This window comes from Methanobacterium sp. SMA-27, from assembly GCF_000744455.1.
Lineage (GTDB): Archaea > Methanobacteriota > Methanobacteria > Methanobacteriales > Methanobacteriaceae > Methanobacterium_B.
In genome coordinates this window covers 2,339,777-2,353,464 of sequence record NZ_JQLY01000001.1, presented here as the reverse complement: position 1 = coordinate 2,353,464, position 13,688 = coordinate 2,339,777, and the positions used below count along the sequence as shown (strand labels likewise).

General features: G+C 29.8%; 11 protein-coding genes. 8 read left to right on the top strand and 3 right to left on the bottom strand.

Annotation, left to right across the window (positions count from 1 at the left end; translation table 11 throughout):
- The first annotated feature begins 151 nt into the window (after positions 1–151).
- The 3 genes from DL91_RS11945 to pyrB all read left to right on the top strand — a co-directional run bounded on the left by DL91_RS11945 (position 152) and on the right by pyrB (position 4,277).
- Positions 152–2,431: a DEAD/DEAH box helicase gene (locus DL91_RS11945; protein WP_048192041.1), complete on the top strand. Its 2,280-nt coding sequence runs from the start codon at positions 152–154 to the stop codon at positions 2,429–2,431.
- A gap of 75 nt (positions 2,432–2,506) precedes the next feature.
- The gene (locus DL91_RS11940; RefSeq protein ID WP_048192038.1) at positions 2,507–3,235 is read left to right on the top strand and encodes a tRNA (adenine-N1)-methyltransferase; all 729 of its coding nucleotides are present in this window, start codon (positions 2,507–2,509) and stop codon (positions 3,233–3,235) included.
- Between the two features lie 118 nt (positions 3,236–3,353).
- The gene (gene pyrB, locus DL91_RS11935; RefSeq protein WP_048192035.1) at positions 3,354–4,277 is read left to right on the top strand and encodes an aspartate carbamoyltransferase; all 924 of its coding nucleotides are present in this window, start codon (positions 3,354–3,356) and stop codon (positions 4,275–4,277) included.
- Between the two features lie 50 nt (positions 4,278–4,327).
- Here the strand turns inward: pyrB and DL91_RS11930 are convergent, their stop codons facing one another.
- Positions 4,328–5,476, bottom strand: coding sequence for an orc1/cdc6 family replication initiation protein (locus DL91_RS11930; protein WP_048192034.1), 1,149 nt, complete (start codon positions 5,474–5,476; stop codon positions 4,328–4,330).
- A gap of 1,459 nt (positions 5,477–6,935) precedes the next feature.
- Here DL91_RS11930 and DL91_RS11925 point away from each other — a divergent pair.
- From DL91_RS11925 to DL91_RS11915, 3 genes are all read left to right on the top strand, one after another.
- Positions 6,936–7,859, top strand: coding sequence for a cobalamin biosynthesis protein (locus DL91_RS11925; protein ID WP_048192033.1), 924 nt, complete (start codon positions 6,936–6,938; stop codon positions 7,857–7,859).
- Between the two features lie 108 nt (positions 7,860–7,967).
- The gene (locus DL91_RS11920; RefSeq protein WP_048192032.1) at positions 7,968–8,960 is read left to right on the top strand and encodes a cobalt-precorrin 5A hydrolase; all 993 of its coding nucleotides are present in this window, start codon (positions 7,968–7,970) and stop codon (positions 8,958–8,960) included.
- A 147-nt stretch (positions 8,961–9,107) separates the two neighbouring features.
- Positions 9,108–9,362 (top strand): UPF0147 family protein, encoded by a 255-nt coding sequence (locus tag DL91_RS11915; RefSeq protein WP_048192030.1) that lies wholly within the window; start codon positions 9,108–9,110, stop codon positions 9,360–9,362.
- Here DL91_RS11915 and DL91_RS11910 read toward each other — a convergent pair.
- Entirely contained in the window at positions 9,342–9,908 is a 567-nt protein-coding gene (locus DL91_RS11910; RefSeq protein WP_369792076.1) for a class II aldolase/adducin family protein, read from the bottom strand. The two genes, DL91_RS11915 and DL91_RS11910, sit on opposite strands and share 21 nt — an antisense overlap.
- A 95-nt stretch (positions 9,909–10,003) precedes the next feature.
- Positions 10,004–11,515 (bottom strand): DNA-directed DNA polymerase II small subunit, encoded by a 1,512-nt coding sequence (locus tag DL91_RS11905; RefSeq protein ID WP_048192026.1) that lies wholly within the window; start codon positions 11,513–11,515, stop codon positions 10,004–10,006.
- A 120-nt stretch (positions 11,516–11,635) separates the two neighbouring features.
- Here DL91_RS11905 and DL91_RS11900 point away from each other — a divergent pair, with 120 nt between their 5' ends.
- Positions 11,636–12,157 carry a hypothetical protein gene (locus DL91_RS11900; RefSeq protein WP_048192024.1) on the top strand — a complete coding sequence of 174 codons (522 nt, stop codon included), beginning with the start codon at positions 11,636–11,638 and terminating at the stop codon, positions 12,155–12,157.
- A 73-nt stretch (positions 12,158–12,230) separates the two neighbouring features.
- Positions 12,231–13,292: a precorrin-3B C(17)-methyltransferase gene (cobJ, locus tag DL91_RS11895; protein ID WP_048192022.1), complete on the top strand. Its 1,062-nt coding sequence runs from the start codon at positions 12,231–12,233 to the stop codon at positions 13,290–13,292.
- Positions 13,293–13,688: the final 396 nt, after the last annotated feature.

Below are 13,688 nucleotides of genomic sequence, written 5' to 3'. Positions count from 1 at the left end.
CTGAGAAATGTATGATACTAAATTTTGTATTGTAACTAAATTTAGGCTTTTATTATCTTATTAATTCAAAAAAAATCTTTGATCATCTCTAATTCCGAATTTTGTACTTTAATTGTAAACATTTATAAGTTATTTTTAGATATAGATCATTATGGGAAAATGGATACAACACCCCTTGATTAATGCAGAAAAAATAGAATCAAGGCTTTACCAACAAGTATTAGCAGCTGATGTGCTAAAAAATGGAAACACAATGATTGTAGCTCCAACTGCACTTGGAAAGACAATAGTAGCTGCTTTAGTAGCTGCTGAAAGACTTAATACTTATAACAATTCAAAAGTGTTGATTCTTGCACCGAGCAAACCTCTTGTTGTTCAGCACGAAGAAAGCTTCAGATATTTTTTAAAAACTAGTGTAACATCAATAACAGGTGCCATTAAACCTGAAGAAAGAATTAAAAGATGGAATGATTCCCAAATCATATGCGCAACCCCTCAAACAGTTGAATCAGATTTAATATCTGGTCGGTATAACCTTTCAGACGTTTCTGTGTTGGTTTTTGATGAATGTCATCGTGGAGTGGGATCATATTCCTATGTTTATCTTGCTACTAAATACATGCAAGAATCTAAAAATCCACTAATATTAGGGCTCACAGCATCTCCAGGATGGGATGAAGTGAAAATTCAAGAAATTTGTAAAAATCTCTTTATAAAAGATGTTGTTATTAAAACTGAAGAAGATTCAGATGTTGAACCCTATTTTAATCCAGTTGAAGTTAAATGGGTGAAAATAGAACTTAATCAGGAACTTAAAGATATAAAATTACACCTTGAAAAAACATTGAAGGTACGCTTAAAAACTCTTAAAACAATGGGAGTTATCAGGTCTGTTTCAAATGTCAGTAAAAAGGATGTGCTTATAGCAAAAGGAAAAGCACAAAATAGGATAGGCCGAAGTATTCACCCACCAAAAAAATGTTTCATTGCTGTTTCTATTTTGACTGCAGTTATAAATATTTTACATTCTTTGGAATTGCTAGAAACACAAGGAACTACAACTCTTCAGAAATACTTTGAACGATTAAGGAAAAAAAAGACAAAAGCTGCCAAGGGACTTATTAATGATGCAGAATTTCAAATGGCCATGGGTCTTACAGAAAATGCTTACAAAAAGGGAATTGACCATCCCAAACTCAAAAAACTTATAAATATCCTTAAAAAGGAACTGAAAAATCAAGAATCAAGAGTAATTGTGTTTACCCAATTTCGTGATTCAGTTGAAAATATTTATCAGCATTGCACTGCAGAAGGTATAAATGCTGTAAAATTCTTTGGACAAGCATCAAGAGAAAATGAAAAGGGTTTAACTCAAAAAAAGCAAAAAGAAATAATTAAAGCTTTCAAAAACGGAGAATATGATGTTCTAATATCCACTAGTGTTGCAGAAGAAGGAATAGACATACCTGCAGTAGATTTGGTTGTTTTGTACGAACCAGTTCCATCTGAAATAAGAATGATCCAACGAAGAGGTAGAACTGGCCGTAAACATTTAGGAAAAATGTCCATATTAATAACCAAAGGAACAAGGGACGAGTCATATTATTGGTCAAGTATTAACAAAGAAAAACAAATGAAAAAACAACTTTCAAATAATTACCGGAATGATCCGAGTAATTTTAAAGTTGTTAATAACAATAAAAATATAATTGTTGAAGCGGAAGAAAAAAACAAAAACAAACCAGTTATCTACGCAGATTTAAAAGAAAGGAAAATTCTAAGGGAACTCGAACATTTAAATGCTGAAGTAGAAATTAAAAGTCTTGTAGTTGCGGATTATCAAGTAAGCGAAGAAGTTGCAATTGAAAGAAAGACTGATGCCGATTTTATTAGTTCTATAATGGATAAAAGACTCCATAAACAGGCAAAAGAACTCGTTGACAATTTCAAAAAACCTATTATGATAATTGAAGGAATAAATCTTTACTCCAGCTCTGTACACCCAAATGCGATACGGGGTGCCATTGCATCAATCGCTTTGGACTTTGGCATATCAATTATACCTACCAGATCCCCTGAAGATACGGCAGCAATGATATATAGGATAGCAATTAGGGAACAGAAACATGCAAAACCAGATATTCAGTTAAGAAATGGAAAAAAACCATTAACTACTTGGGAACAACAACTCTTTATAATTGAATCATTACCAAATGTAGGTCCAGTGACAGCTCGAAAACTACTTGAAGAGTTTCAAAGTGTAAAAGCTGTGATCAATGCATCAGAAGAAGATCTTAAAAAAGTAGAGGGAATTGGAAATAAAATTGCCCAAAGAATTATACGAGTTATTAATTCAGGTTTTGAAACCATTAAAACAGATAGACATGTAATATTAAAAATGGATGATGAACTTAAAGATAATTTTAAATAATCATTAAAGAGTTACAATAATCTTTTTACATAGATATTTACAGCTGTTAAATTATTAAAGTTAGGAGTGGTACATTTGCGAATTTTAATGGATGAAAGGGGTAAGAAGTATATGGTAGCTGACAAAGAGTTCCATACTGACTTCGGATTTATTACTGAAGAAGATATTATTGGATCAAAAGCAGGAGATGTGCTAAAAACCCATCTAGGTAGAGAATTTAAAGTTATAAAACCTAATGTCAATGATTATATCGAACTTATGGAAAGAAAATGTTCAATTATTCTTCCAAAAGACATTGGAATCATTGTTGCTAAAACAGGATTAGGTTCTGGCTTTAGGGTTTTAGATGCTGGAACTGGAGCAGGAGCTACTGCACTTCATTTCGGTAATATTGTAGGTAAAGAGGGAGAAGTATATTCCTATGAAATTCGTGAAGATTTTGCAGAAATTGCAGAAATAAACATTAAAGGATTTGGACTTGAAAATGTCCAAGTAAAATGTACTGATGTTACAGAAGGTATAGAAGAAAAAAATTTGGATCTAGTATTTTTAGACCTCCCAAAACCATGGGATGCTGCCGAATATGCAAAAGAAGCTCTTAAAGTTGGAGGTTATATTGCTACATACACCCCCTTTGTTGAGCAGGTTCAAATTCTGCAAAGAGTGCTTAAAAAAGTTGGATTATCAGAAGTAGAAAGTTTTGAATGCATTTTCAGAGGTATTGAAGTTACAAACAAAGGGACACGGCCAAAAACAAGAATGGCAGGCCATACAGGATATCTTACATTTGCAAGAAAACTCTGAAAAATTTAATATGAATAGTAATAGAAGAGTATTATAATGTCAATAATAGATTAATGCAATATTCTATTTAAATAATAATACATCTATCTTAAAATGAAATATGATATGTGGTGTGCAAATGGTCTTTCATCAAAAAAATATTATATCAATAAGTGATTTCAGTAAAGATGATATTGAGTATATATTAAGACTTTCCGAGAAAATGGAACCAATAGCAAGGTCCAAAAAACAATCAAATGTACTTTCTGGAAAAATATTAGGAATGCTCTTTTATGAACCATCAACAAGAACCAGGCTCTCATTTGAAGCAGCTATGAAAAGATTAGGCGGTAGTACAATAGGATTCGCAGAAGCAAATGTTAGTTCAACAACTAAAGGTGAGAATCTAACAGACACTGTGAAAATTGTTGGAGAATATTCAGATGCAATTGTTATAAGACATAATATGGAAGGAACAGCACGTTTTGCAAGTAGTGTAGTTGATGTTCCAGTAATAAATGCAGGAGATGGTGCCGGCCAACATCCGACTCAGACCTTGCTTGATTTGTATACAATGAAGAGAGTACTGGGTAAAATTGATGAACTTCATGTAGCATTAGTTGGAGATCTTAAATATGGTAGAACAGTTCATTCATTAGCTTATGCACTTGCAATGTTTGATGTTAAAATGAGTTTTGTTTCTCCACCCGAACTTAAGATGCCGAATGGAATAGTACATGATTTAAATAAGGCTGGAGTTTCTATCAATGAAACTAATGATATTCATAGTGTCCTAGAAGATTCAGATGTTTTATATGTTACAAGAATACAAAAGGAAAGATTCCCAGATCCAGAAGAATATTCAAAAATTAAGGGTGCATACATGATTGATAAAAAATTGGTCGAAGATACAGATCTTATTGTTATGCATCCTCTTCCAAGGGTCGATGAAATATCATACGATGTGGACAATACAAAATATGGAAAATATTTTGAACAAGCATTTTATGGTGTCCCTGTTCGTATGGCACTATTAAAATCAATAATTGATAGTTTTGAATAAAACAATTTTTTTTAAAAAAATAATTAAAACTTTAAAAAATTAGCATATTTTTAACCATTCCATATTGCATCTTCCAGAAGCCCCATTTCACATTGAAGATCAATTATATTTGTTCTACCTTTTCCCCTGCCTCTAGATATTGTTTTGGTTGATATTAGACCGAGCATTTCCAGTTCATTTATGAAGTCAAATATTCTTCTGTATGATACTGAATCACCCTTAGAAAACTCTTTATAAACTTCATACAGTCTTCCAGAAGTTATTTCTTCTTTTTCCTTAGTTAAATAAAGAATTGACTCTAGAACTTTCTGTTGCTGGCTTGGAAGTGTCATCACAATATCTGTGACTTTGTTGTGTTCTATATAGTCCTTGGCTTCACGAACATAATTTTCAAAAACAGTTTCAGAAACTCTTTCATCTGCAAGTTCACCAGATGTACGGAGTAAATCCAATGCATATCTTGCATCTCCTTCTTCTTTGGCTGCAAGAGCTGCACATAATGGTATAACATCATTATTGAGAACTCCTTCTTTGAATGACATTTCCGATCTTTCTTGTAGAATATCAACTAGTTGTTGAGCGTTGTATGGTGGAAACACAATTTCTCGATCTCGAAGACTACTTCTTACCCGGGGTTTAATAAACTGTTTAAAATCTACAAAGTTACTTATGGAAGCAATAGAAACATTATCTGTCCGGGTTAAAGTGTAAAGAAGGCCGTCACCATCATTTTTTAATAAAATATCAACTTCATCTAGAATTATAATCAAGATAAGATCTTTTCCAAACACATTTTTTTTGAAAAGATTACGAAAAGCATTAATTACTTCAGCTTTGGTCCAACCTCTATAAGGGACATCTTGCCCCATTTGTTGGCATAAACGGGCTATAACTTGATATTCAGTAGTGTAATCTGTGCACCTTATATATTCTACCCTAACATTTACCTTTTTCTCTTTGGAGATTTGTTCTAATTGTTTTCTTGCAAATTTGGCAACTGCTGTTTTTCCTGTTCCTGTTTTACCATATATCGTAACATCAGGTGGTGTAACACTGCTCAAAGCTTCAATCCAGTATTTTGCTACTGATTTAATTTGCTCTTCTCTGTGAGGTAATTTTTCTGGAAGAAATCTGTGATCTAAGTATTTTTTGCATTTAAAAACAGTCTTTTTTTCTCCCAATTCTTCAAATATATTCATTAATATCACTATTCCCCTTTAATAAAGATTTAATATAGTAAACAGGTTTATTATCGTTAAATTTCCATTTATTAATATTCAAATATGGGATTAAATGAATGGATTTTTATTTTAAAATATTTATTTTTGCATGAAAGAGAGGTGCATTTCAAGTGTAAAAAATCATGCAAATATTCAGTATTCAACATAGTTGAGATACATTTCAAGTGTAAAAAACATGAAATAAATATTCATGCGATACTGAGAGGTAGATTTCAAGTGTAAACATTCAAGTGTGATAGATATTTTTTGGGTGAAAGGTACATTTCAAGTGTAAATATTAATCAGTAGATTGTGAGTATTAAAGTTTTCGTATTACCTTTTCTACTTTTTTGAATTTTATTAAGACACAATTTTAATTTCACATAATTTCCTTTAAAAAAATATAACAAATCGAAATAATAAATTATATTAAAATTTTTTAAATTTTAATTTTGTAACAATAAATACAATAATATAAATTTTTAAAGAAAAATTTCACATTTTTTTACATATTAAGTATTATTTTCCTTTAAATAATCTAATTAATCCTTATTTAATTTATATAATATTATAAAAGTTTTTTATTGCTTTTATGCTTGATATTAATTGTTTTTTTTATAAAAAAAGAATAATAAAACAATTAGTATTATTAGAAATTTATAGATATATTTATATAGTATTAAACAATATTAAATTTCAGTATAATTAAAATGAAAAATATTATAATAAAATATTAAATAAATAAATCGTTAATAAAGGATAAATCCTGAAATAAACTATCAATTTATCACCAATTATTAATATAGCTACTTAAAACATTTTTTTCAAAAAAAATAAAAAGTAAAAATTTTTTAAAAACAAATGTAATAGTTATAAAAATCCAAATAAATATTTATCATTATATTAAATTATCATAAATTCAATGAAAAATTGTTCATTTTAAAAAAATTTATACACTTGAAATTTTACTTTAAAAATTTTATAAAAAAATCATTTTTAAATTTATTATTATCTATTTTTTTTACACTTGCAATGTACCTCTCACCTTATTTTAAACCAAATAAAAATCATTTTACACTTGCAATATATCCCTCATTCTCAAATTATATTCTTTGTTAGTACAAAATAATATTTAAAATTAAATTATAATCATTAAATTCAAATAAATAACATATTTTTTCATTAGAGTAATGATAAATATCTAATAATTGATAGATTTTAGCTGAACTATCAAAATTTTTGAGATAATAATTTAATTTACACATGAAATGCACCTCTGCCTGATAATTTTTTAAAATAAAAATTCTATAAATCTAATTGTATGATATAAAAATTGCGATTTAAAAAATTCATCTAAAAATTTTATCAAAAAATTATTTAAACTATCTTTATTAACAGAATTTAGGATATAAATGATATTGTAATATTGGAGTGTAATATGGACATATTAACAATTATTTTAATTGCTGTAATTATTGACATTATACTAGGAGAACTTCCATCAAAAATTCATCCTGTTGTTCTGATGGGAAAATTAATCAACATACTAAAAAATATACTTAAGAAACATAATAATAAAATATCAGGCGTTGTACTTACTATTACAACTTTGTTTATTTTTATTTTCATATTTGGAATTATATTGAAAATTTCAACTTATAATCCCTATTTATATGTATTAATCTCAGCAATACTTCTCTCTACCACTTTTGCAATTAAATCACTATTTGATTCTGTAAAATTGATTAAAAAAGATATTGATATTAGTCTGGTCAAAGCACAACACTCCATGTCTTATCTTGTGAGTAGAGATACTTCGAAACTTTCTAAAAGTGAGTTAATTTCTGCAGATATTGAAACTTTAACTGAAAATATCACAGACTCCATTATTTCTCCTTTGATTTACGCATTTTTATTTGGTGTTTTAGGTGCAGTATTCTACAGGGTTGTTAACACTTTAGATGCCATGGTGGGGTATAAAAACCCTGAAAATATAAATATTGGTTGGTTTCCAGCTAGATTAGATGATATTTTGAATTATTTTCCAGCAAGGATCACTGGTTGGCTAATTATAATTGCATCATTTTTCTTGAAACTTAACTGGAAAAATGCTTACAAAATTATGATGAGAGATGCAAAAAAAACTCCAAGTCCTAATTCTGGATATCCAATGGCTGCTACTGCAGGAGCACTTGGTATACAATTGAAAAAACCAGGTTATTATGAACTTGGTGATAATATCAATCCTTTAAAATCTGAAACAATTCTTAAAGCAATTCAACTTACTAAGATAACAATAATAATTTTCTTAATATTATCATCATTTTTATTTATTATATTCACTATTTTCATAATGTCATGAAATATTTTTAATTCAAGCTATTAAGTAAATAATACAAAGTGGATTTTACTAATTAATAATAAACTGATAAATGGATAAAATTTTAATGATAAATTTGGATGATAAAAAATGAAAATAGCTCTACTTAGTGTCACAAAAAATGGTCGAATGATTGTAAAGAATATTCATACCATACTCGAAGAAGATCCAAGTGTTATTAAAGTTGATATGTTTCATAAAAATATTAAAGATACTTTATACAATATATTCAATTCCTACGATTGTATAATAGGAGTTATGGCAACAGGAATCATGATAAGAAACATTTGTACATTAATTAAGAATAAAAATGAAGATCCTGCAGTGTTAGTAATAGATGAAATGGGTAAACATGTAATTAGTCTTATTTCTGGACATTTAGGTGGTGCAAATGATTTTTCAATAAAAATTGCTAATATAATTGATGCAGAACCAATTATAACCACTTCAACAGATATTAATAATAAATTAGGGATAGATAGCCTTTCAAGGAGATATTATCTAAAAATAGATGATATTTCAAAAATAAAATATATAAATTCAGCGCTGATAAATGATGAAAGGGTTGAAATAGCTTTTAATCCTAAATTAAATTATTTATGGGAAGATTTAGATGTCAAAAAATCGTATTATAAAAGTTCAACTACATCCGATACCATAACCGTCTCGAAAAGTTCAATTGCAATGAATTTAAAGCCAAAAAAGTTGGTTGTGGGAATAGGTTCTAGAAAAGATGTTGCTAGTTCAGTTGTTATTAATGCTATTAAAAATGCTTTGAATGTACTCGGTTTACCATTAGAACGTATTGATTCAATTGCTACTGGTCAGATGAAGCAAAATGAAAATGGAATTATTGATGCTACACAAAAACTTCACATTCCCCTTGAAATAATTTCTGAAAAATCAATAAAAAATTTCAAAAATCCTGATTTAAATGATTCAGATTTTGTAAAGAACAAATTTGGTGTTGGAGGTGTGTGTGAACCATCATCATTAATTGCAGCAGGTAATGATTCTATTCTTATTTTCAGAAAAACACCCTACAATGGTGTCACAGTTGCTATAGCAGTATCTAAAAGTTAAATATTTAATTATCAGTTAAAGTGCAACAAAAGTTTTTACAAGCCAAAAGCTTTTTAATCAGAAGATATAAAAACATTTGGATATAACTCTTATAGTAATCTATTAATATTTAAAGGGTAAATTTAAGTTAAAAATGGAGGCCATATTATGAGTCAAGATGCATTTGATCGGTGTAATCAAATTTTACAACATATTACAGAAGATACAAGCGTTCCAAGAAATATTAGAAGGGCAGCTGAAGAATCAAAGGATTTATTATCAAAGGATGATGAAGATCCAACTGTACGAGCTAGTACTGTGATCTCAATATTAGATGAGATAAGTAATGATCCCAATATTCCAATACATGCCAGAACACTTATTTGGAATGTTTTAAGTGAATTAGAGTCTATTCGCCATTAAAGAACTTTTTACAAATTGTATTTTGGCACTTTCTTCAATAAATTCAGAAAGAAGAGTTGCTTCCTCCAAATTTTTTCCAAGAGCAACAACCCCATGCTTTTTTAAAACAACAATATCTTGATTTTTCAATTCTTTTGAAACAGCTTCTGCAAGCTCTATACTCCCTGGTGGATAATAATCCACAAAGGGGACAAATTTTTCTTCAATTGGTCCAAAACCTTCCAATCTATTTATTTTTTCTTCAGCAAATGCAAATCCTGTAGCAATTGGGGAGTGTGTATGAACAACTGAATTAATATCATTCCGTTCTTTATATATGTTAAGATGCATTAGCATTTCTGAAGTAGGTTTCTTGTTTGAATTGTATACTAAATTTCCATCCATATCAACGATTACTACATCCTTTTCAACAATAGATTTGAGTGAAAATCCACTTGGTGTAACAGCAACCCTTTCAAATTCATCCTTTTTGAATTTCATACTGATATTTCCGGATTTACCTGGTACAAGACCCTTCTCATATAGGTAGTGTGATACTGTTACAATTTTCTTAATTATTTCGTTTTTTTGTATGTTAAATCCTCCTTGAATTAGAACAGTATAATTATAATTTTTAATTGTTTAAAAATAAATATTCTAATTTATGTAAATTTGAGTATTTTAAACGCTCCTTTATTAAGAACAGGTACTTCTGCACAAGTTGGCATTATATTATATATTTTCTGGAATTCTGTTTGAGACTGAAAAGTTCCAGAATTTATCATGTGTATTCCTTTATGTTTTTTGTAGGCGTTAATATGTACATGACCAGTATGGAATATGTCAGGGATTTCATCAATTACCAAATGATCTTCAAATTCCGATGCAAGAGGTGTTCTTTCACCATATATAGGTGCTAAATGTCGTTTTTCAATAAGTTCTCTCATTATCAGGTCTGAATTTTGATGAGATAATCCATTTACAGTCATTGCAAGATCATCAAAACTTCTTCCGTGATATATCAGAGTTTTTAATCCATCAAGGCTTACAAGAGATGGGTTACTTACAAATTCAGCATTTTTAATTTTGTATAAGTCAGCTGCATAATTTTCTGGAATTGCAGGTTGTGGTTCAGCTAATCTTGATGCATCGTGGTTTCCAGGAGCAATAATTATTTTAATATCATTTATGTCCCCTAATAGTCTTGCTGCTTCTTCATATTGTTCGTAAATGTTTTTTATAGTAAGTTCTTCTTCTTGATGCGGGTAAACTCCAATTCCATCTACAACATCCCCTGCAACAACAAGGTAACGTACATCATTTGCTATTTTTCTCTGTTCTTCATCTCCAAAATCACCATTTATCCACTTTACAAATCTTTTGAAAGCGTCTTCTAGAAATGTTGAACTTCCTATATGGATATCTGAAATAAAAACAGCTGAAAAATCCATTTTCTTCTCATCTATCCTAGGAACACTTGGATGAATGATATCCGATGCAATTACAAGGGTACCTTTTTTACTACCTATAACACCAATCACTTCATCTTTTACAACACTTTCAGCCAATTCAAAGAGAGAATGATTTTCATTATGTATAAGAACAGTGATGGAACCCGTTTCATCTTCAATTTCCATTATCTTGTGGTTATTTTTAGTATTTCTAATATCATTTACCATTCCAATAACATTTACAACATCATCACGAACACCCACATCTTTCATGGGATAACTATCTTTAAGGCCTGGTTTTTTAATTAACATAGCCTTTATTTTCTGGAATCTGTTGTTGAAATAAGCTGAAAAGTCTTTTATTTCTCCATTTGTATATGATTTTTTGGTAGCATCCTGGATCACATGGAAATCAAATGGAACATCTAATAGTTTATCTCGGGGGGTTTTATTATTATTATTAATTTCATTATACATCTCTTCAATAATATCAGAATCTTGATTAGCATAATTTTGTGGATCATACTTTGATAAATATTTCTGAATGTATTGATCTACAATAGGTTCTGTTAAAAATATCAAATTATCATTGGAACCTGATAGATCTTTTATTAATGAATCTACAATCTGATTAGAATGTTCTTGCTCTACTATTTTTTTATATGCTGAATCATCTATTAGAAGATCGGCGTTTGTGAATTTTAAAATTATATCATCAGTCATAAGATCCCATGGAAATATTTTTCTTACATAATGTTCAAATAACAGTATTCAAATTATATTTATAATCTTAATATAATAGTTAATCCAATTACTGATCCAGAAAAATTGAAGGTGGTACATTTGTCAAGAATCATGAAGATCATATTATTCATTATATTTTTTACTGTTTTCTTCGAAGCAGGCCTTATAAGCTCTTACACTATTGTAACATCCCAACCTCCAGATGTGGGAAAACTTATTGGAATGCAAATTGACGAGATTACTTCTCTATTAAGCTTTGGTTCGGGTTCTAATATTCTTAGTTCTCAATCAAACAAAAAAATTAATAATCCTGACGATGTTGCAGCTGCATTGAAAACTCAGGCAGGTTTGGATGGTATAAATCTTCAGACATTATCGGCGCAAATATCAGGAAATTCTAAAGAAACTGTAATACCAGTTAACATCACAGTGATGGGATATAAAGACGCTATTTCTGGTGGAAACAGTTCTGGAGGCCAGATTGTTATAAGTGCGAATGAAACTTACAGTTTAACTGCATCTGCAATGGGCACACTTAAAAATGGAGGCATAACAATTGATGTTACCACCATTCAGATAACTTCATCAAGAAAACTCTATGGAAATACAAATGGTACTTAAAAATCTTAAACTTTTTTAATTTTACCATCTAAATATTTGAGATTTAGAATATTTTATTACAACAGGTGAAGAAATGATTAGTGTTATTGGGATAGGACCTTCTAGTGAAGACATAACCATAAAAGCAATCAATGCTATTAAAGCTGCAGACGTTATTATTACCTATAAATCTTACATTAAAAATATTGAAGACCTTACCATCGGGAAAGAGGTTATATTAAAAGGAATGGGTGATGAAATAAAACGTGCAGAACTTGCAATAAAAATGTCCCAAGAAGGTAAAAAAGTAGCACTTGTGAGTTCTGGAGATCCTGGTGTTTTTGGAATGGGAAATGTTCTATTCCAGATTATAAGTAAATATTCTGATGTTGATGTAGAAGTCATTCCAGGTGTTACTGCTGCAACCTTTTCGGCAGGCAAATTAGGAGCACCACTGCACGATTTTGCAGTTATAAGTTTCAGTGACATATTAACACCGTTATCTGAGATAAAAAGAAAGGTTAAAGCAGCATGTGAAGCAGATTTGGTGATAGCTATCTACAATCCATTAAGTAAAACAAGAACCAAGCCCTTTGAAGAGTCAATTAAAATCATGCTCGAAACTAAAAAACCTGAAACACCTGTTGGAATTGTCAAGAGTAAAGATTTTGGAGTTGATGTATCAATCACAACCCTTGATAAACTTTCAGAAATTGAAATCAACATGTCTACCACCTTAATAATAGGAAATTCAATGACATATATTCAAGATGGATACATGATTACACCAAGGGGCTACAGAGTTTCTTATCCAATTCACCCACTATCAAGAGAATTTTATGAGAACTATCTTGAAGGAAATATTAATGTTGGTCCAAACAGAGATTGTGAGTACTATCCCTGCCACAACAACCATCAAAGCTGCACATTCTGTTATTGCCCATTTTATCCTTGTGGGGAAGGTTCTACTGGTGGGAAATGGATTAAAGACAAAGGTGTATGGAGTTGTGAAGACTGTGAATGGATACATAATGATGATACAGTGAAGTGCATACAGACCAAGTTACCAGATATCCTTGAAGAAGTGGGAGATCTTAAGAATAAAAAGAAAGAACTCCTTAAATTAAGAAGAGAATGTATCTTCAGTACAAAATAATCAGGCTAGGGATCACCAAACGATAGGCTATAATTATTTCAATTTTTCTTTTGAATTCAATCTATTTTTAATTTAGAATTTTTTATGCAAATAGTAATAATTTTATATATGATAATATGCATAATATTATTATCATTAGTTAAAATAGTAATATAATCATTTAAATTCATTGTACACAAAAAATTGACGTTTCCCAGATGGTTTGTGCTGGAATTCAAATTCTTGTGCAATCTGTTTTTACACCCCCCCCAAATACCTCTACAGGGCCATCTCTTGATTTCAATACAGAAATCAAGTTCCAAGTGGGTATGTACACATTTACTCACATGCCCATTTGGAAGGGATCAATTATGATATTAGTTAAAAAAATATTCAATAAAGAATGGAATTTTAAAT

Coding starts and splice junctions, on each gene's coding strand:
- DL91_RS11945 (WP_048192041.1), top strand. CDS start 152: ATGGGAAAATGGATACAACACCCCTTGATTAATGCAGAAAAAATAGAA.
- DL91_RS11905 (WP_048192026.1), bottom strand. CDS start 11,515: ATGACTGATGATATAATTTTAAAATTCACAAACGCCGATCTTCTAATA.
- pyrB (WP_048192035.1), top strand. CDS start 3,354: ATGGTCTTTCATCAAAAAAATATTATATCAATAAGTGATTTCAGTAAA.
- DL91_RS11925 (WP_048192033.1), top strand. CDS start 6,936: ATGGACATATTAACAATTATTTTAATTGCTGTAATTATTGACATTATA.
- cobJ (WP_048192022.1), top strand. CDS start 12,231: ATGATTAGTGTTATTGGGATAGGACCTTCTAGTGAAGACATAACCATA.
- DL91_RS11920 (WP_048192032.1), top strand. CDS start 7,968: ATGAAAATAGCTCTACTTAGTGTCACAAAAAATGGTCGAATGATTGTA.
- DL91_RS11915 (WP_048192030.1), top strand. CDS start 9,108: ATGAGTCAAGATGCATTTGATCGGTGTAATCAAATTTTACAACATATT.
- DL91_RS11930 (WP_048192034.1), bottom strand. CDS start 5,476: ATGAATATATTTGAAGAATTGGGAGAAAAAAAGACTGTTTTTAAATGC.